Source organism: Kineococcus lubricus (assembly GCF_050871965.1).
Lineage (GTDB): Bacteria > Actinomycetota > Actinomycetes > Actinomycetales > Kineococcaceae > Kineococcus.
The window spans coordinates 133,656-151,763 of the sequence record NZ_JBJLSK010000011.1 but is presented as its reverse complement, the minus strand read 5'-3'; the positions used below and the strand labels follow the sequence as shown (position 1 = coordinate 151,763).

The 18,108-nt window shown below is 74.8% G+C and carries 17 protein-coding genes; 11 read left to right on the top strand and 6 right to left on the bottom strand.

Annotated elements, in window-relative coordinates; translation table 11 throughout:
- Both ACRYRX_RS10580 and ACRYRX_RS10575 read left to right on the top strand, forming a co-directional pair.
- The coding region (locus ACRYRX_RS10580; RefSeq protein WP_432511834.1) for a BRCT domain-containing protein at nucleotides 1-549 on the top strand (549 nt) is incomplete at its 5' end.
- Between the two features lie 117 nt (nucleotides 550-666).
- Complete coding sequence (locus ACRYRX_RS10575) at nucleotides 667-1,380, top strand: alpha/beta fold hydrolase (RefSeq protein WP_432511832.1); 714 nt, start codon at nucleotides 667-669, stop codon at nucleotides 1,378-1,380.
- Between the two features lie 205 nt (nucleotides 1,381-1,585).
- On the opposite strand, the gene ACRYRX_RS10570 is transcribed toward ACRYRX_RS10575, so the two are convergent.
- A complete protein-coding gene (locus ACRYRX_RS10570) occupies nucleotides 1,586-4,234 on the bottom strand; it encodes an alpha-L-rhamnosidase (RefSeq protein WP_432511831.1) in 2,649 nt (882 codons plus the stop codon).
- 129 nt (nucleotides 4,235-4,363) lie between these two features.
- Between ACRYRX_RS10570 and ACRYRX_RS10565 the strand changes: the two genes are divergently transcribed.
- The 5 genes from ACRYRX_RS10565 to ACRYRX_RS10545 are packed head-to-tail and all read left to right on the top strand — an operon-like array spanning nucleotide 4,364 to nucleotide 8,209.
- Nucleotides 4,364-5,626: a Tm-1-like ATP-binding domain-containing protein gene (locus tag ACRYRX_RS10565; RefSeq protein WP_432511829.1), complete on the top strand. Its 1,263-nt coding sequence runs from the start codon at nucleotides 4,364-4,366 to the stop codon at nucleotides 5,624-5,626.
- Nucleotide 5,627: 1 nt separating this feature from the next.
- Nucleotides 5,628-6,467, top strand: coding sequence for a phosphoenolpyruvate hydrolase family protein (locus ACRYRX_RS10560; RefSeq protein ID WP_432511827.1), 840 nt, complete (start codon nucleotides 5,628-5,630; stop codon nucleotides 6,465-6,467).
- The gene (locus ACRYRX_RS10555; protein ID WP_432511825.1) at nucleotides 6,464-6,913 is read left to right on the top strand and encodes a cupin domain-containing protein; all 450 of its coding nucleotides are present in this window, start codon (nucleotides 6,464-6,466) and stop codon (nucleotides 6,911-6,913) included. Before ACRYRX_RS10560 ends, ACRYRX_RS10555 begins: the two co-directional genes overlap by 4 nt.
- 2 nt (nucleotides 6,914-6,915) lie before the next feature.
- Nucleotides 6,916-7,356, top strand: coding sequence for a cupin domain-containing protein (locus ACRYRX_RS10550; RefSeq protein ID WP_432511823.1), 441 nt, complete (start codon nucleotides 6,916-6,918; stop codon nucleotides 7,354-7,356).
- A 1-nt stretch (nucleotide 7,357) separates the two neighbouring features.
- Nucleotides 7,358-8,209 carry an NAD-dependent epimerase/dehydratase family protein gene (locus ACRYRX_RS10545; protein WP_432511822.1) on the top strand — a complete coding sequence of 284 codons (852 nt, stop codon included), beginning with the start codon at nucleotides 7,358-7,360 and terminating at the stop codon, nucleotides 8,207-8,209.
- On the opposite strand, the gene ACRYRX_RS10540 is transcribed toward ACRYRX_RS10545, so the two are convergent.
- Genes ACRYRX_RS10540 through ACRYRX_RS10525 form a run of 4 tightly spaced genes read right to left on the bottom strand, consistent with a single transcriptional unit; the run spans nucleotide 8,193 to nucleotide 14,307 of the window.
- Complete coding sequence (locus ACRYRX_RS10540) at nucleotides 8,193-11,150, bottom strand: glycoside hydrolase family 2 TIM barrel-domain containing protein (protein WP_432511821.1); 2,958 nt, start codon at nucleotides 11,148-11,150, stop codon at nucleotides 8,193-8,195. The two genes, ACRYRX_RS10545 and ACRYRX_RS10540, sit on opposite strands and share 17 nt — an antisense overlap.
- Nucleotides 11,147-12,049, bottom strand: a complete 903-nt coding sequence (locus ACRYRX_RS10535; protein WP_432511820.1) for a carbohydrate ABC transporter permease — start codon at nucleotides 12,047-12,049, stop codon at nucleotides 11,147-11,149. Before ACRYRX_RS10535 ends, ACRYRX_RS10540 begins: the two co-directional genes overlap by 4 nt.
- 2 nt (nucleotides 12,050-12,051) lie before the next feature.
- Nucleotides 12,052-12,936 (bottom strand): carbohydrate ABC transporter permease, encoded by an 885-nt coding sequence (locus ACRYRX_RS10530; RefSeq protein ID WP_432511818.1) that lies wholly within the window; start codon nucleotides 12,934-12,936, stop codon nucleotides 12,052-12,054.
- A gap of 39 nt (nucleotides 12,937-12,975) precedes the next feature.
- Nucleotides 12,976-14,307 carry an ABC transporter substrate-binding protein gene (locus ACRYRX_RS10525; RefSeq protein WP_432511816.1) on the bottom strand — a complete coding sequence of 444 codons (1,332 nt, stop codon included), beginning with the start codon at nucleotides 14,305-14,307 and terminating at the stop codon, nucleotides 12,976-12,978.
- A 203-nt stretch (nucleotides 14,308-14,510) separates the two neighbouring features.
- Here ACRYRX_RS10525 and ACRYRX_RS10520 point away from each other — a divergent pair, with 203 nt between their 5' ends.
- The 4 genes from ACRYRX_RS10520 (at nucleotide 14,511) to ACRYRX_RS10505 (ending at nucleotide 17,515) form a co-directional block, all read left to right on the top strand.
- Entirely contained in the window at nucleotides 14,511-15,260 is a 750-nt protein-coding gene (locus ACRYRX_RS10520) for an SDR family NAD(P)-dependent oxidoreductase (RefSeq protein WP_432511814.1), read from the top strand.
- A 10-nt stretch (nucleotides 15,261-15,270) separates the two neighbouring features.
- Nucleotides 15,271-15,681: a carboxymuconolactone decarboxylase family protein gene (locus ACRYRX_RS10515; RefSeq protein ID WP_432511812.1), complete on the top strand. Its 411-nt coding sequence runs from the start codon at nucleotides 15,271-15,273 to the stop codon at nucleotides 15,679-15,681.
- 58 nt (nucleotides 15,682-15,739) lie between these two features.
- The gene (locus tag ACRYRX_RS10510; protein ID WP_432511810.1) at nucleotides 15,740-16,750 is read left to right on the top strand and encodes a LacI family DNA-binding transcriptional regulator; all 1,011 of its coding nucleotides are present in this window, start codon (nucleotides 15,740-15,742) and stop codon (nucleotides 16,748-16,750) included.
- 69 nt (nucleotides 16,751-16,819) lie between these two features.
- Nucleotides 16,820-17,515: a hemerythrin domain-containing protein gene (locus ACRYRX_RS10505; protein ID WP_432511809.1), complete on the top strand. Its 696-nt coding sequence runs from the start codon at nucleotides 16,820-16,822 to the stop codon at nucleotides 17,513-17,515.
- Between the two features lie 13 nt (nucleotides 17,516-17,528).
- Here the strand turns inward: ACRYRX_RS10505 and ACRYRX_RS10500 are convergent, their stop codons facing one another.
- Nucleotides 17,529-18,083, bottom strand: coding sequence for a hypothetical protein (locus tag ACRYRX_RS10500; protein ID WP_432511808.1), 555 nt, complete (start codon nucleotides 18,081-18,083; stop codon nucleotides 17,529-17,531).
- Nucleotides 18,084-18,108 lie beyond the last annotated feature (25 nt).

Below are 18,108 nucleotides of genomic sequence, written 5' to 3'. Positions count from 1 at the left end.
GCGGCCCGGGCGGGGGGGGGGGGGGCGGCGGGGTGGGGGGGCCGGGCGGCGCCGCCCCCCCCCCCCCCCACCGCCGAGCAGCTCGCCTCCGCCGAGGGCGTGGGCCCGACCATCGCCGACGCCGTCGTGGAGTGGCTCGCCGTCGACTGGCACCGCGACGTCGTCCGCAAGTGGCGCGAGGCCGGGGTGCGGATGGAGGACGAGCGCGACGAGTCCCTCGCCCGCACCCTGGAGGGGCTGACGGTCGTCGTGACGGGCTCGCTGGCGGGGTACTCCCGCGACGAGGCCAAGGAGGCGATCCTGTCCCGCGGCGGGAAGGCGTCGAGCTCGGTGTCGAAGAAGACCGACTTCGTGGTGGTGGGGGAGGCCGCCGGGTCCAAGGCCGACAAGGCCGAGCAGCTGGGCCTGCGGATCCTGGACGAGGCCGGGTTCACGGCACTGCTGGAGGGCGGGCCGGACGCGGTGGCGCTGCCCGAGGACCCCGCCGAGGACCCCGCCGAGGACCCCGTCGAGGACCCCGTCGGGGACCCGGGGGACGCGCCGGCCTGAGCGGGAGCGGCCGCCGCCCTGGCAGTCCCTGTCAGGGGCAGGACCGTCCGCCGGGCCGCGTCCTACGGTCGGCCCGCCCGGCGTCCGGGCGCACCCGTCGACCTCCAGGAGCCTGCTGTGACCACTCCCACCGTCGTCCTCGTCCACGGCGCGTTCGCCGACGCCGCCAGCTGGGCCCCGGTGACCGCCGACCTGCTCGGTCGCGGCTTCACCGTCCGCGTCCCGCCCGTCTACAACCGGAGCCTGTCCGCCGACGCCGCCTCCGTGCGGGCGTTCGTCGAGCAGGTCGAGGGTCCGGTGCTGCTGGCGGGCCACTCCTACGGCGGGGCCGTCATCACCGTCGCCGGGGCGGCCGAGAACGTCGTCGGCCTGGTGTTCGTGGCCGGGTACGCGCTGGCCGAGGGGGAGAGCCTGGGGCAGCTGCAGGGCGGGTTCCCCGACTCCGACCTGGCCGCGAACCTCGTCCACGCGCCGTACCCGGTCGCCGGCGGCGAGGACGGCACCGACGTGTCGGTCGCCGTCGACGCCTTCCCCGCCGTCTTCGCCGCGGGGGTCCCCGAGGAGACCGCGCGGGTGCTGGCGGTGTCCCAGCGGCCGCTGTCGGCGTTCGCGTTCGGTGAGCCGGCCCCGGTGGCGGCGTGGCGGACGACGCCGTCGTGGGGGATCGTCTCCTCGGCCGACCGCACCATCAACCCCGAGGTCGAGCGGTTCGGCTACACCCGCGCCGGAGCACGGAAGATCGTCGAGATCGACGCCCCGCACCTGGTGATGCAGACCCACCCGCGCGAGGTCGCCGACGTCATCGCGGCCGCGGCGGCCGAGGTGGGCTGACCCCGCGACGGCGCCGCGGGGCGGGGTGGAGCGGGTCCCAGGGCTTGAACCTGGCCCTCTCCGGTGGAACCGGAGCGCGTCACCACGGACACCTGACCCGCACGAGGCGCCACCCTCGCGGGCGTCGCTCGTAGCACCACCGTACGACGGCGACGCCTGCGCCGGCCCGCCCCGCGACCCGTACGGCCCAGCGCGGGTTCCCGGGTCAGCGGGCCGGGGCGACGAGCGGGCCGGGGGCGTCCGCCCCGGGCCGGTGGTGCGGGGTGCGGGTCACCCGCCGCCCGGGGCCCAGTTCCACCGGGTCGGCCCCCTCCAGGTCGAGCACGCCGGTGGTGCCGGTCGGCAGCAGCGTCTCGACCACCAGGTCCGCGCCGTCGAGGTGCCAGGAGATCGCGACCGTCCCGTAGGGGCAGCGGTGCCGCGCGCTCGCGGACGTGAGGCCGCCGCCGGGGCGGGGCGCGAACCGCACCCGCCGGTAGCCGGGCGCGGCGGGGGCCAGACCGGCCACGACGCGGTGCACCCAGTCCGCGACGGCGCCCAGGGCGTAGTGGTTGAACGACGTCATCTGCCCGGGGTTCACGGTGCCGTCGGGCAGCAGGCTGTCCCAGCGTTCCCAGACGGTCGTGGCGCCCATGAGCACCTGGTACAGCCAGGACGGGCAGCCCCGTTCCAGCAGCAGGTCGTAGGCGGTGCCGACCTCCCCGGCGGCGGTGAGGGCGTCGTTGACCAGCGGGGTCCCGACGAAACCCGTCGCGATGCGGTTGTCCGCGGCGCGCACGAGGTGCGCGAGGCGCTCGCCGGCGAGGCGGCGCCTCTCGGGGTCGGGGATCAGGTCGAAGACGAGGGCGAGGGAGTACGCGGTCTGCGCGTCGCTGCTCATCCGCCCGTCGGGCCGCACGTGGGCGGCGGCGAACGCCTCCCGGGCCCGGGCCGCGAGCGTCCCGTACCGCTGGGCGTCCTCCTCGTGCCCCAGCAGGGCGGCCATGTCGGCCAGCAGCCGGGCCGAGCGGGCGAAGTAGGCGCTGGCGACGAGGTACCGGTCGGTCGTGGCGTCGGCCGGGTCGTGCGGCGGGGCGGCGGGGTCGAGCCAGTCCCCGAGCTGGAACCCCTCGTCCCACAGGTGGCCGGGACCGGCGAGGCGGTCCACCAGGTCGACCCAGCGCCTGGCCGTCCCGTACTGGGCGGCGACCAGGCCGACGTCGCCGTACCGCTCGTGCAGGGTGGTGGGGGTGAAGGTCACGACGTCGCCCCAGGCCGCGCCGGGGCGGATCGGCGTCCACATCTGGTGGGCGGGGATGACCGGCACGTACCAGGGGACGGTCCCGTCGGGCAGCTGCTCGGCCGACACGTCCGCCAGCCACGACGTCAGCATCCCCGACACGTCGTACAGGAACGAGGCGGTGGGGGCGAAGACCTGCAGGTCCCCGGTCCAGCCGACCCGTTCGTCGCGCTGGGGGCAGTCGGTGGGCACGTCGACGAAGTTCCCGCGCATCCCCCACACGACGTTCTCGTGGAACCGTTCCAGCAGGGGGTCGGCGCAGGAGAACCACCCGGTGCGCTCGAGGTCGGTGTGCAGGACCCGCGCCACGACGTCGCCCGCGGCGGCGGCCTCGTCGAGGTCGCCGGGCCAGCCGTCGACCTGCACGTAGCGGAACCCGTGGAAGGTGAACCGCGGTTCCCAGGTCTCCGGTTCGGTGCGCCCGGCCAGGACGTAGCTGTCGGTGGAGCGGGCCTCGCGCAGCGGCCTCGTGCAGATCTCCCCGTCCTGCAGGACCTCCGCGGTGCGCAGGACGACGCGGTCCCCGCGCCGGCCGCGGACGCGGATCCGGCACCGCCCGACGAGGTTCTGCCCGAAGTCGAGGACGAGGTTCCCGCCGGGGGTCCGCAGGACCGCGACGGGGCGCACCTCCTGGGTGCAGCGGACCGGCGGGCCGGTGGGGGCCACGAGCGTCGCGGGGTCGCGCCGGGCGACGGCGACCGGTGACCAGCCCTCGGCGGGGAAACCCGGCGCGGACCACCCGGGCTGCTCGCCGCGGGCGTCGTAGTCCTCCCCGTCGTAGTTCCCGCTGGCCACGATCGGGCCGGTCGAGGCGCGCCACGCGGGCCCGGTCGCGACGATCTCCAGCCGGCCGTCGGCGTGGCGCAGTTCCAGTTGCGCGATGAGCGACAGGTCGCTGCCGTAGAGGTTGCGGAACCCGCCGCGCCAGCCGAGACGCCCGCGGTACCAGCCGTCGCCGAGCCAGGCGCCGAGGGCGTTGCGGGTCCCGGGGCGCAGGTGCCCGGTGACGTCGTGGGTGGCGTAGCGCAGCCGTTTCCCGTAGACCGTCCAGCCGGGGGCGAGTTCGGTGTCCCCGACGCGGCGGCCGTTCAGTTCCACCTCGTGCAGCCCGTGCGAGGTGACGTAGAGCCGGGCGGAGACGACGTCGGCGGCGACGTCGAACTCGTGGCGGACCAGGGCGGGGCGGCGCCGGTCGGAGTCGGGGTCCTCGGGCCAGGCTCCCCCCACGGGCACCGCCCGCCAGTCGCCGGGTTCGAGCAGGCCGGTCTCCAGGCGGGTCGGCGGGCTCCAGGCCGACCACGTGGTCCCGTCGCCGACCCGGACGCGCACGTCGGCGGTCTCGCGGGATCCGAGGGGTTCGCCGGGCCAGGGGACCAGGACCTGCTCGGGGGAGTCCTCGCGCCAGGTCGAGGTCCCGGCGCCCCGCCGCACCTCGACCTCGTAGCTCCGCTGGCGCCAGTCGTCGGGGGCCGAGGTGGTCCAGGACAGGCGCGGGCGGGGTTCACCGATGCCCAGCGGCTGCCGGTGGTGCTCGACCACGGGCGCGGTGGGCAGGGCGGTCGAGGTGGTCGTCACGGGGCACGGCTCCGTCCGGTCGGCAACTGCGGTCCGTCAGTATTGACACGTGTCAAAGCTGTGGGCAAGATCTGACCACCAGCACGGTGGAACGACGGGTCGGCGACGGGGCCGGCAGGAGGAGGCACCATGCGACCGGACCGGAGACCCCTCGTCGCCCTCGTCGGCACGCTCGACACCAAGGGCCCCGAGTACGCCTGGACCGCCGCGCGGCTGACCGGGCTCGGGGTCGACGTCCACGTCGTCGACGTCGGCACCGGCGAACCCCGCGGTTTCCCCGCCCGCGTCGACAGCCCGGCCGACGAGGTGTTCCGCGCCGGTGGGGCGGACCGCGAAACCCTGCGGCGCGAAGCCGACCGCGGTGCCGCGGTCACCGCCGCGGGCGAGGGCGCCGCCGTCGTCCTCGCCGGCCTCGAACGGTCCGGCCACCTCGACGGGGTCCTGGCCCTCGGGGGTTCCTGCGGTTCCTCGATCGCCGCCCGCGCCGTGCGCGACCTGCGGATCGGGCTGCCCAAGCTCATCGTCTCCACGATGGCGTCCGGCGACGTCGCGCCCTACGTCGGCGCCGGCGACGTCACCCTCACCTACAGCGTCGTCGACGTCGCCGGGGTCAACCAGGTCTCACGCCTGGTGCTGGGCAACGCCGCCGCCGCGATCGCCGGGATGGCCGCCGCGCACGCCGCCCGCACCGGCGCCGACGGGGCGCCGGAGACCGCGCGGCCGCTGGTGGCCGCCTCGATGTTCGGGGTGACGACCCCGGCCGTCGACGCCGCCCGGAACCGGCTGGAGAAGCTGGGGTACGAGGTGCTCGTGTTCCACGCCACCGGTTCCGGCGGTCGCGCCCTGGAGGCGCTGGCCCGCTCGCACGTCCTCGCCGGGGTCCTGGACCTCACGACCACCGAACTCGCCGACGACCTCGTGGGCGGTGTCCTGTCCGCCGGACCGGAACGGCTCACCGCGGCCGGCGCCGCCGACGTGCCGCAGGTGGTGAGCCTGGGAGCGCTCGACATGGTGAACTTCGGGCCCCGCGACACCGTCCCGGCGGCCTTCGCCGGCCGGACGTTCTTCGAGCACAACGCCACCGTCACCCTCATGCGCACCACCGTGCCGGAGAACGCCGAACTGGGACGGCGGGTGGGCCGGAAGCTGGCCGCCGCGCACGCCCCGACGGTCCTGGTGGTGCCGCACGGCGGCGTGTCCGCGCTGGACGCCCCCGGTCAGCCCTTCGCCGACCCCGACGCCGACCGCGCCCTGTTCGACGCGGTGACCGAGGCCGTCGCCGGCAGCGCCGTCCGCGTCGTCGAGTCCGACGCGCACATCAACGACACCGGGTTCGCCGAGCGCGCCGCCGACGAGCTGCACGCGCTCATCACCACCCGAGGAGGGGACTGACGTGGAACGATCCGTGGCGCTGGAACGCCTGCGAACCCAGATCGCCGCCGGCCGCGCCGTCATCGGCGCCGGGGCCGGCACCGGGATCTCGGCCAAGTCCGCCGAGGCCGGCGGGGTGGACCTCATCATCATCTACAACTCCGGACGCTACCGGATGGCCGGGCGCGGGTCCCTGTCGGGGCTGCTGGCCTACGGCGACGCCAACCAGGTCGTCGTCGAGATGAGCCGGGAGGTCCTGCCGATCGTGCGGGACACCCCGGTCCTGGCCGGGGTCAACGGCACCGACCCGTTCCGGCTCATGGACCGGTTCCTCGACGAGCTGAAGTCGATGGGGTTCACCGGCGTGCAGAACTTCCCCACCGTGGGCCTGTTCGACGGGGTGTTCCGGCAGAACCTCGAGGAGACGGGCATGGGGTACGAGCTGGAGGTGGAGATGATCCGCCTCGCCGCCGAACGCGACCTGCTCACCGCCCCCTACGTCTTCGACGTGGAGTCCGCGGTGGCCATGACCCGCGCCGGGGCGGACGTCATCGTCCCGCACGTGGGACTCACCACCGCCGGCACCATCGGGGCCCGCACCGCGCTGACCCTCGACGAGTCCGCCCGCCGGGTCCAGGAGATGCGCGACGCCGCGGTCGAGGTGAACCCCGACGTGATCGTCCTGTGCCACGGCGGGCCCATCGCCGAACCCGCCGACGCGGCGTTCGTCCTGGCCCGCACCGAGGGGGTCGCCGGGTTCTTCGGCGCCTCCTCCGCCGAGCGGCTGCCCACCGAGCGCGCCATCCGCGCCCAGATCGAGGACTTCAAGGCCATCCCCACCACCCCGGGAGCGACGTCGTGACCAGCACCCCCGCCACCACCCCCACCAGCGCCCAGCGGGGCCGCCGCCCCGACGAGGTCCCCACCCGGGTCTTCGACTGGGGCACCATCAAGTGGCTCGTCACCCCGCACCTCGACACCGGGGTCGGCCTCACCGTGGGCGAGGTGATCGTCTACCCGGGGCGCGGGCACGACCCGCACACCCACCCCGGGGAGGAGGAGGTCATCTACGTCGTCTCCGGCGAGGGCGTCCAGACCGTCGGGGACGGCGAGCCCTTCCCCATCCGCGAGGGCGACGCCCTTCACGTGCCCCGGGACACGCTGCACTCGACGGGCAACACCACCTGGCGCCCGCTGCGGCTCGTCGTCGTCTACACCCCCGGCGGCGCGGAGACCGGGCTGGACGGCCTGCCCGACGCGCGCGTCCTGCCCGCCGGGACCGCCCCGACCTGGGCCCAGGAGCGCTGAGCGTGCCCCTCTACCCGCCGGGGTCGTGGCTGCACGCCGGGACCCGGCCCGCCGGCACGGGGACCCTGACGGCCGGGCGGTTCACGGTCCCCGCCGAGGGCGGGCGGTTCGACCGGCACCTGCACGACGACGACGAGCTGTGGTTCATCGCCGAGGGCCGGGCGAAGATCCTGCTGGAGGGGCGGGAGCGGTACGTCGGGCCCGGCGACGTCGTCCTGACCCCCGCCGGTACCGTGCACGACGTGCTCGAGGTCTACGGGACGCTGCGGGGTTTCTTCACCGAGACCGGTCACCCGGTCGGTGGCCGCGCCGGGCACCTGCACGCCGACCCCGCCGACGCCGCCGGGCACGACGTGCCCGGTCTCCCGCTCCCGGCCGACTTCCCGGCCGACTTCCCGGCCGACTTCCCGGCCGACTCCCCGGCCGGCTCGCAGGAGGTCTGACGTGCGGGTCGCGGTGACCGGCAGCACCGGCAAGCTGGGGACGGCCACGGTCGAGCGGCTGCGCGCGGGCGGGCACGACGTGGTCGGCCTCGACCTCGTCGGGCGCCCCGGGCCGGAGTTCACCCGCGTCGACCTCACCGACTACGGGCAGACCCTGGACGCGTTCCTGGGGATCACCGCGCGGCACCGCGGCCTCGACGCCGTCGTCCACCTCGCCGCGGTCCCCGTGAACGGCCTGGTGCCCGACGTCACGACGTTCCACACCAACGTCACCGCCTCCTTCAACGTCCTGCACGCCGCGCACCGGGCCGGCACCCGCCGCGTGGTCTGCGCCTCCAGCATCACCGCGATGGGTTTCCCCTTCGAGGAGGCGCCCCCGCACCTGCCGCTGGACGAGTCGTGCACGGCGGCGAACAACACCTACGGGCTGGGCAAGGTCGTCGAGGAGGCCCTGCACGCGCAGTTCGCCCGCTGGGACCGGGACCTCTCCCTGACGGCGCTGCGGTTCACCAACGTCGTGGCCCCGGGGGAGTACGGCACCTTCGCGCGGGCCGCCGAACCGGACTACCGCCGCGACCTGCTGGGTTCCTACGTGGACGCCCGCGACGGCGCGCAGGCCGTCGACCTGGCCCTGAGCGCCGGGGAACCGGGCGCGCACCTGTACGTCGTCGCGGCCCCCGACTCCGGGCACGCCGACCCCTCGGCCGAGCTGGCCGCCCGCTGGTTCCCCGGCACCCCGCTCACCCGGGAGCTGGGCGAGCACGAGTCGCTGCTGGACACCACCCGCATCCGTACCCGCCTGGGCTTCGCCGCGGCCCACCGCTGGCGCGAGGAGTTCACCCCGACGCCGTGAGCCGCAGCCGCAGCCCGGCCGGGACGGTCGGGACCCGGTGGCGCTCCGGCAGCGCCGGCCCGCACGACGCCGACCCCAGGCCCCGCTGGGCCACGTCGAGGTTCAGCCACACCCGGCCGCCGTCGCGCAGGTCCTGCGGGTGCCGGGCGCGTTCGAGGTCCTCGCTGGTCCAGCGGCGCGCGGTGAAGTCGAACGTCGCGCCCGCGTCGAGCGCGTCGACGTGCAGGGTGGGCAGCCCCGGGCCCGTCAGGACCAGGGAGCGGGTGCCGACGTGGTTGCCGTTCTCCTGTGGGACCGGGTACGGGGTCTGCAGGGCGTCCACGTCCGCGACGTAGCGGCCGACGAGGGCCGCGGTGGTGCTGTCGGCGTAGCTCTCACCCGGACCCCGGCCGAACCACTCCACCGCGCGGTACCCGCCGGGCAGGCCCAGCCGCAGCCCCAGCCGCGGCGGGGACACCGCGTGGTGCCCGTGCGGGGTGTCGTCCCACGGGCCGGTGAACCCCGCCCGGAACTCCAGGTCCAGCCCGTCGGCGTCCAGCGTCCAGCGCAGGGACCAGACGAGCGCCAGCGCCTGCGCCGCCGGGGCGCTGCGGCCGGTCACGAGCAGTTCGCGCGGGCCGCGCACCACGTCGAGGACCCGGTGCCGGAGCCGGTCCAGCCCCACTGCCGCCCAGCTCGCCGCGTCGGTGTTCCGCGAGCCCTGGCCGCGGTCGTTCTCGGTGGGCGCGCGCCACAGGTCCGGGCGGGGGCCGTCGACGGCGATCCCGAACACCCGGCGCAGGGCACCGTGCTCGTCGAACCCGGCCTCCGGCGCGGTCCCGGAGCGGCGCCGGGGCGGGTCGCTGCGCAGCCGCCCCTGGCCGGTGCCCACGACGTGCCCGCCGGGGGCCCACCCGGGTGGTTCCCGGTCGTGGGCGGTCACCGTGACCCACACCTCGCCGCGGGCCCCCTGCGCGGCGGCCCGCGCCTCCTCGGGCAGCTCCACCGCGGTCCGGGCGCGCGGGGCCAGCAGCGGGACGGCGAGGTCGCCCTCGGCGACGCGACGGCCGTCGGCCTCCACCCGCCAGCGGAACCGGACGTGGGCGGTGTCCCGGACGTCGTGGCCGTTGCGCACGACGACCCGCGTCCCCTCGACCGCCAGGCCGACGGGGGCGTACACCGCGGCGAGCTCGTGCAGGCCCGGCGAGGCCGTGCGGTCGGCGAACAGCAGCCCGTCCAGGCAGAACCGGCCCCCGGTGGGCCGGAACGCGACGTCGGCCCCGTGCATCGTGAACTCCGTCCCGCGTTCGTCGCGGGCCGTGAGCCCGTGGTCGACCCACTCCCAGACGAAACCCCCGGCGAACCGGTCGGAGGACCCCAGCACCCGCTGGTACTCGGCCAGCGACCCGGGGCCGTTGCCCATGGCGTGGGCGTACTCCACGAGCAGGAACGGCAGCCCGCGCCGGCGCACGTCGTCGGGCGAGCCCGGCTCGACCCCCGCCGGCGCCGGTTCGGCCCGCCGCCCGATGGCGGCCAGGTCCTCCAACGAGGGGTACATCAGGGCGAACAGGTCGGAGTGGCGGTAGGTGGGGTCGCGCTCGTAGAGCACGGGGCGCTCGCCGTCGAGCTCGTCGACCAGGGCGCGCAGGGCGGCGAACTGCGACCCGCTGCCGCTCTCGTTGGCCAGCGACCACAGCAGGACGCTGGGGGAGTTCCGGTCGCGCAGCACCGTGCGGCGCACCCGGTCGGTGAGGGCACCGGCCCAGGCGGGGTCGTCGACGGGGTTGCCCTCCCACCCGGCGTACACGAACCCGTGGGTCTCCAGGTCGCACTCCAGGACGACCCACAGGCCGATCTCGTCGCACAGCCGCAGGAACTCCGGGTGCGGGGGGTAGTGGCTGGTGCGGACGGCGGTGACCCCGGCCCGCTTCATCGCCCGCACGTCGGCGAGCATCGTGGCCCGGTCCAGCGCCCGGCCCCGGCGGGGGTGGTGCTCGTGGCGGTTGACCCCGCGCAGCAGGACGGGGGACCCGTTGACCAGCAGCCGCCCGTCCTCGATCGACACGGTGCGGAAGCCGATGACCAGGTCGATCGCCTCGTGCGCGGTGCGCAGCGTCCCCCGGTACAGGCGGGGGACCTCCGCGCTCCACGGTTCCACCTCGGGCAGCCGGAGCGTCGTGCCGACGGGGACGTCCACGCCGAGCTCGGGGACGAGGACCCGGCCGGGACGGTCGGCGTCGACGCGCAGCCGCCCGGTGCCGGTGGCCGCGTCCCAGCCCGTGCTGACCCGCAGGTCGTCGACCGCGCCGGCGGGGCGGTGCAGCAGTTCCACGTCGCGGAAGATCCCCGGCAGCCACCACATGTCCTGGTCCTCCAGGTAGCTGCCCGCCGACCAGCGGTGCACCCGGACGGCGAGGACGTTCGTGCCCTCCCGCAGCGCGGTGCCGACGTCGAACTCGAACGGCAGGCGGCTGCCGGTGGACCAGCCCAGCTCGGTGCCGTTGAGCCAGACCCGCGCGCAGGAGTCGACGCCCTGGAACCTCAGCACCACCGCGTCGGGCCGGCCGTCCAGCCACCCCGGCGGCAGCGTGAAGCGCAGCCGGTGGTCGCCGGTGGGGTTCTCCTGCGGCACCCGCGGCGGGTCGACGGGGAAGGGGAACGCGGTGTTGGTGTAAAGCGGACCGTGCTCGTCGCGCCGGGGGGCGGGCAGGCGGGGCTCGGCGGCCCACGGGACGGTGACGTCCTCCAGCACCCAGTGCGAGGGGACCCGCAGCTCGTCCCAGCCGGAGTCGTCGAAGTCCGGCTCCGGCACCCGCGGGCCCGCGCCGGCGGCCGTGGGCGACAGCCGGAACCGCCAGGTCCCGTTCAGGGACAGGACCGGGGCGTCCGACGTCGTCCACGCCCGCGGGGCCCGGCGCCCGGCGCCCGGCGCGGTGGACTCCCAGTACCGGGGCCCGCTCATCCCTTGAGCGAGCCCGACGCGAGACCGGCCATGATCTGCTTGTTGAGGAACAGGTAGAGGACGCCGATGCCGATCACGTTGAGGCTGATCGCGGCGAACAGCGGCCCGTACTGGGTGGACCCGTACTCGTCGCTGAACGTCAGCAGACCGACCTGCACGGTCTGCAGGCTCTCGTCGGTCGTGAACGTCAGGGCGATGAGCAGGTCGTTCCAGACGCTGAAGAACTCCACGAGGGCGATCGTGACGATGGCGTTGCGCATCATCGGGACCCCGATGAGCCAGAAGCTCTTGAGCATGCCGGCGCCGTCGATGGTCGCCGCCTCGAACACCTCCCGCGGGATGGCCCGGAAGTAGGCCGTCAGCAGGAAGACCGTCAGCGGCAGCCCCATCACGGTGTAGGTGATGATCAGCGGGGCCAGCGTCCCGGTCAGCCCGGTGCGGAAGTAGACCGTGAACAGCGGGACGAGGATCATCTGCCCGGGGATCATGATGCCGGCCAGGAACCCCATGAGGACCGTGCCGCGGCCCTTCCAGACCATGACCTCCAGGGCGAAGGCCGCCGCGACCCCCAGTGCGATCATGAGGACGAGGGAGGGGACGGTCACCAGGACGCTGTTGAGCAGGTTGCGGGCCAGGTCCGCCCCGACCCAGGCGTCGGCGTAGTTCTGCAGCCCGAAGCTCTCCGGCAGGGCCCAGGTGGGGTTGGCGAAGAACTCGTTCTGCGTCTTGAACGACCCCATGAGGAGCCAGAAGATCGGGTACAGCTCCACGAGCACGAGCAGCACCAGCAGGACGCGCACCGGCAGCCGGCGCCAGAACCGCCCCGGGGGGCGGCGGACGGGTGGGCGCCCGGTCCCGGCGAGGGCCGCGCGCGGGGCGGTGGCGGAGTCCACGGGCACGGTCAGCTCCTGGTGTTGTCGCGGCGGGCGGACCGGAAGATGGCCAGGGTCACGAGGAAGCACATGATCGTGAGGGCCAGCGCGATCGTGCTGCCGTAGCCGTAGTCGGAGAACTGGAACGCCGTGCGGTACATGTACAGCGTCAGGGGGGTGGTGTCCGAGCCCGGTCCGCCGCCGTTGAGGGCCAGGACCGTGTCGAACGCCTTGAAGGTGTTGTTGATGCTGAAGATGACCGAGGACAGCAGGACCGGCAGCGACAGCGGGAGCACGATGTGGCGCACCAGCGACAGGCCCGTCGCCCCCTCCAGCCGCGCCGACTCCAGCGTCTCCTCGGGGATGTCGAGCAGCCCGGCGTAGAGCAGGACGGCGAAGAACCCCATGGACCGCCACAGCTCCATCAGCACCACGACGGCGAACGTCCCGGTCCCGGTGGAGAACCAGTCGACCGCGCCGATCCCGGCGGCCTGCAACCCGGCGTTGACCGGGCCGTCCTGCTGCCCCACGGCGAAGAGGCTGCGGAACAGCAGGGCGACCGCGACGGTCGGCAGGACGGTGGGGAAGAACACGACCGTCCGCACGAACGTCGACGCCCGGCGCAGGACGAACACGTAGAGCAGGGCCAGGCCGTAGCCCAGGGCGATCTGCCCGACGGTGACGACGACCGCGTACTTGAGGGTGAAGCCCAGCGCGTCCAGGGCCTGCGGGTCCTGGGCGAACCGGGAGAAGTTGCTCCACCCGGTGAACTCGAAACCGCGCAGCGGGTTGCCGTCGAAGAACGTCAGGGCCAGCGACCACAGGACGGGGGCCAGCTTGACGAGGGTGTAGACGAGCAGGGCGGGTCCGAGCAGGATGAGGATCGCCTTGCGGTCGCCGAGCACGGAGTTCACGGGTCGCCTTCCTGACGTCGGCGGTGGGCGGGGTGGCGGTCAGCCGGCGGCGTCGAGGTCCTTCTGCAGCATCGCCATGTAGTCCTGCGCGGACAGCTGCCCGGTGAGCAGGTTGGCGACGTTGGTCTGGGCGTCCGAGGTCGTCTTGGCGTCCATGAGCGCCTCGAACCACAGCACGGTCTCGTCGGCCTCGGCGACGATCCCCTGCAGCTCGCCGGTCAGCGGCGGGACGTCGGCGACGGGTTCCTTCACGGCGAACCCGGAGATGACGCCCTGGTCGGCCAGGGCCGTGGAGCCGTAGTTCTCGGCGATGCAGCTGAGCCAGTCCCCGACCTCGGGGCTGTACTGCTCCGCCGACGTGGCCGTCGCGGCCCCCGCGTTCGCCGGCCACTGGTCGACGGTCCCCTCGCCGCCGCTGACGGCGGGGAACGGCATGAACCCGACGTTCTCGACGCCGATCTTGTTCTGCGCCGGGTCGTTGAGGTTGGCCAGGAACCAGGACCCGTTGTAGTACATGCCGGCCTGACCGTTGAGGAACTGGGCGTTGGCGGTGTCGGTGTCGCGGGAGGTGATGCCCTCGCCGAAGTACCCGGCCGCGCTGAGGTCGGCGACGGCCTGCGCCCCGGCGACGTAGTCGGGGTCGGTCAGCTTCGCCTTCCCGTCGCGGACGGCCTCCATGGCGTCCGGGCCGACGTCGCGGAAGATGTGCATCCCGATGAGCCGGGTGATGGGCCAGCCCTGGCTGCCGGCCTCGGTGATCGGGACGACCCCGGCGGCGTCGAGCTTCGCGGCGGCGGCCTTCAGCTCGTCCCAGGTGGCGGGGGGCGTGATGCCGTTGTCGGCGAACAGCTTCTTGTTGTACCAGACGCCCTCGACGTTGTACTGGTACGGCAGCGACACCATGCCGCCGTAGACGCTCTTGATGGTCGAGGCGGCGGCGGGCAGCACGTCGTCCCAGACCCCGAGGTCCTTCAGCGTCTGCTCGTAGTCCAGGACGGCCCCGCTGGCGCCGAGGTCGCCGTCGGGTTTCACCTGCGCGGTGCCGGCCACGAAGTGGACGGGCAGGGCGTCCTGGCTGGCGAGCAGGGTGATGCGCTGGACGACGTCGGCCTGCGCGACGGTGTCGTTCTGCAGGGGCAGGGCCTCGTTCGCGGCCGAGCAGGCCCCGGTGGACAGCGTCGTCAGCTGGTCGCGGGCGATGGCGTTCTCCGCCGGGGTGAGGACGGTGAACGCCTCCGGGCCCGAGTCCCCGTCCTCGCCGCCCCCGCCGCTGCCGCTGCCGCTGCCCGACGAGCACGAGGACAGCGCGAGCGTCGTGGCGGCGGCGAGGGCGAGGGCCGAGCGCACGCGGAGTTTCGACTGCTGGAACACGTTTCCCCCTTGAAAGTGCCTGCTGGTCGTGCGGCCGGCGACGGTGCGCCTTTGACACGTGTCAATCTTGAAGGTAGGCCGGGGTGCCGGGGGTGTCAAGCACAGTCGGTGCCTGGTTGACACGTATCAATCCCCGGGCCCAGACTCGCAGGACCGAGGTGTTCCCCGAGCACCCGCAACGCCGCGGTGGAGGAGTCGGAACGATGAGGCTGCAGGGCAAGCGAGCACTGGTCACCGGAGCGGCGGGAGCCCTCGGCAGCGTCATCGCCGCCGAGCTCGCCGCCGAGGGTGCCGACGTCGCCGGGCTGGACCTGGACGCCGACGGGCTCGAACGGGTGGGCGCCGCCGTGCGCGCCCACGGCCGCCGCTGGCACGCCGCCACGCCCGACCTCACCGACGCCACCGCCGTCCAGGCCGCCGTGGACGGGCTGCTGGCGCAGTGGGGCGGGATCGACGTCCTGCTCAACGGGGCCGGCGGGGGAGCGGTCAGCTGGTTCCACGAGATGACCCCGCAGACGTGGAACACCCAGATCGAGCGCAACCTCACCACCGTCTTCAACGTCACCCGGGCCGTGCTGCCCGCGATGCTGGCCCAGCGCGACGGGCGGATCATCAACATCGCCTCCGTCGCCGCCGTCTCCGGCGGCCGGCTCGTGCGCGGGGCCACGGCCTACGCCGCCGCCAAGGCCGGGGTCATCGGCCTCACCAAGGCGCTGGCCATCGAGGTCGCCGACCAGGGCGTCACGGTCAACGCCCTGGCCCCCGGGGCGCAGGCCACGCCCGGGCGCGACCGCGACACCCCTGAACGGCGCGCCGCGCTCCTGGACCAGATCCCCACCCGGGCCCTGGGCCGGCCCGAGCACCTCGCCCGCACCGTCGTGTTCCTGGCGGCTCCCGAATCCGTGAACACCACCGGCGTCGTGCTGCCGCTCGACGGCGGCCACTCCATCTGAGGAGGACGACGTGACCCGACGCGGTGACCGCGGTGCCCACTGGTTCGACGCCGTCTACGGGGAGGGGAAGTCGGCGGGGCTGGTGCGGATGCAGACGGGACTGGGCCAGGACCTCGCCCGCCTCGGCGTCGAGTTCGCCTTCGGCGACGTCTACTCCCGACCCGGCCTCAGCCTCGCCCAGCGCGAACTGCTGTCGCTGGCCTCCCTGGTGACCCTCGGCGGCCTCGAACCCCAGTTGCGCGGCCACACCCGCGGTGCGGTGAACGTCGGCTGCACGGCCACCGAGATCATCGAGACCGTCATCCACGTCGTGCAGTACTGCGGGTTCCCCCGGGCCCTCAACGCGCTGCGCGTCGTCACCGACCAGCTCGTCGAACTCGGGGTCGAGATCCCCGAACCGCACGGCCCGCAACCGGACTGACGCCCTCGTGCCGCACCGGTCCGCCGGGGTGTCAGAATCGCGTGTGGTCAAGGTGGGGATGCGTGACGTCGCGGCGCTGGCCGGGGTGTCGCACGGGACGGTGTCGAACTACCTCAACCACCCCGAGCGGGTGTCGCAGGACAAGGCCGACCGGGTCCGCGCGGCGATCCAGACCCTCGGGTTCGTCCCCAACACCCCGGCCCGGCAGTTGCGGCTGGGGGAGAGCTCGGCCATCGCCTACATCGCCCCCGACGTCAGCAACCCCTACTTCGCGACGATCGCCGAGGGCGTCGAGCAGCGCGCCGCCGAACGCGGCCTGACGGTGTACATCGCCAACTCCAACCGCCGGCGCGACCGCGAGGACGCCTACCTGGCGCTGTTCGAGCAGCAGAAGGTGCGCGGGTTGCTCGTCGCCTCGCACGGGGAGGTGGAGGAACGGCTCGCCGCGGTGCGGACCCGGGGAACCCCCTCCGTCCTGGTGGGGCAGGCCGCGTCGTCCCCCCGGCAGCCCTCGGTCTCGGTCGACGACGTCGCCGGTGGCCGGCTGGCCGCGAAGCACCTGCTCTCCCTGGGCCGCCGCCGGCTGGCCTTCGTGGGCGGGCCGGTGGAGGTCCGGCAGGTGCGGGACCGCCTCGCCGGCGCCCGCCGCGCCGTGCGCGGCGTCCGCGGGGCCCGGCTCGAGGTCGTGCTGCCCGTGGACCGCACCATCGCCGCCGGGCACCTCGCCGCCCGCGAACTGCTCGCGCGGGCCCCGCAGGACCGGCCCGACGCGGTGTTCGCGGTCAACGACCTCCTCGCCCTCGGGATGCTCCAGGCGCTCACCGACGGCGGGGTCCGCGTCCCCGAGGACCTCGCGCTCATCGGCTACGACGACATCGAGTTCGCCGCGGCCTCGCTCATCCCGCTCAGCTCGATCCGCTCACCCCACGAGTCGTTCGGCTTCGCGGCCGTCGACGCCCTGCTCGACGACATCGCCGGGACCCTCGCCGAACCCCACCAGGTGCACCCGCCGGAACTCGTCGTGCGCACCAGCACCGCCGGACGCGGCGGGGCCCCGGCGACCCCGTGAACCGGCTCCCCGTCCAGGTTCGTCGGGCCCGCGCCGTGTGAAGTCGCCGGCACGGGGCAGACCACAGTCATGACGAACCCTCGCCGGAACGGGCTGCGCTCGGTGGCCGACCAGACGGAGCACGAACGCGGCGGCCCCGGCAGCATCCTGTCGCGGCAGAGCCGCGACCACGCCGAGCTCGACGAGCTCATGCGCTCCTACGACCGGGCCTCCGGGCCCGCCGAGCGCGGGCGGATCGTGGCGCAGGTCGGGGAGCGCGCCCTGCGGCACGCCTTCGCCGAGGAGACCGTGCTGTTCCCCGCCTACCGCAAGTTCCTGGCCGGGGACGACGACGAGCTCACCCGGCACATCGAGGGCGACCACCAGACCGTGAACGAGGCCCTGGAACGCCTGCAGAGCGCCGACCCGGCCGCCGACGGGTACGACGAGGTCGTCCGGCACACCTTCGCCGTGATCCGCCACGACGCCCACGACGAGGAGGACGACCTGCTGCCCCGGTTGCAGCAGGCGGTCGGCGTCGAGGAGCTGCGTTCGATCGGGGCCGCGTGGGAGGTGCAGCGCCGCCTGTCCCCGACCCGGCCGCACCCGCGGATCCCGCGCGAACCCCCGGGGAACGCGCTGGCGGCGGTCCCGCTCGCGGTGACGGACCGGGTGAAGGACGCCCTCGACGCGGGCGGCGCCCGGCGCGCGGTCGCCCTCGGGGCCCTCACCGCGGCCGTCGCGGGCGCCGTCGTCGTGGTCGTGCGGGCGGTGCGCCGCCGCTGAGGCGGCCGGGCGCTCACAGCGACCCGCCGCGCGCGTCGCGGCGCTCCCCGGGCAACCGCGGCCCCCGCCTCCCGCTGCCGATGAGCTCCACCAGTCCCGGCGTGAAGGGCACGCCGTGCGCGAGCGCCGCGGCCTCGAAGTCGCGGCGGGCCCGGGTTCCCGCGCGGCGCCCGAACAGCGGCAGGGACGCGACCTGCGCGGGGGAGTTGGGGCCGGGCTCGTCGTAGGCCCCGCCGCGGACCCGCAGCACCGGGCCGCTGCCGGGGAGCGGCCACGACGCCCTCGACCACGACGCCTCCAGCACCTCCGCCCACGGGTACGCCGTCGAGGTGCCGCGGTGCACGACGACGACGGCGTCGTCCTCCAGCCGCACGCGGTCCCCGCGGTGGCGCACGACCGTCCACGCCGTGACGGCCGCGCCGAGCGCGAGGTAGCCCACGAGGAACCCGCCCGGCCCCGCCGGGGCCCACCACGCGGCCGCGGCCGCCGCGGCGGCCAGCAGCCCCGCCACGCCCAGGCCCGGGCGCAGACCCCCCGGGCCCAGCGTCGTCCCCCGCGCGTCGTCCACCGGGTCATCGTGGCGCGGGCCGGCC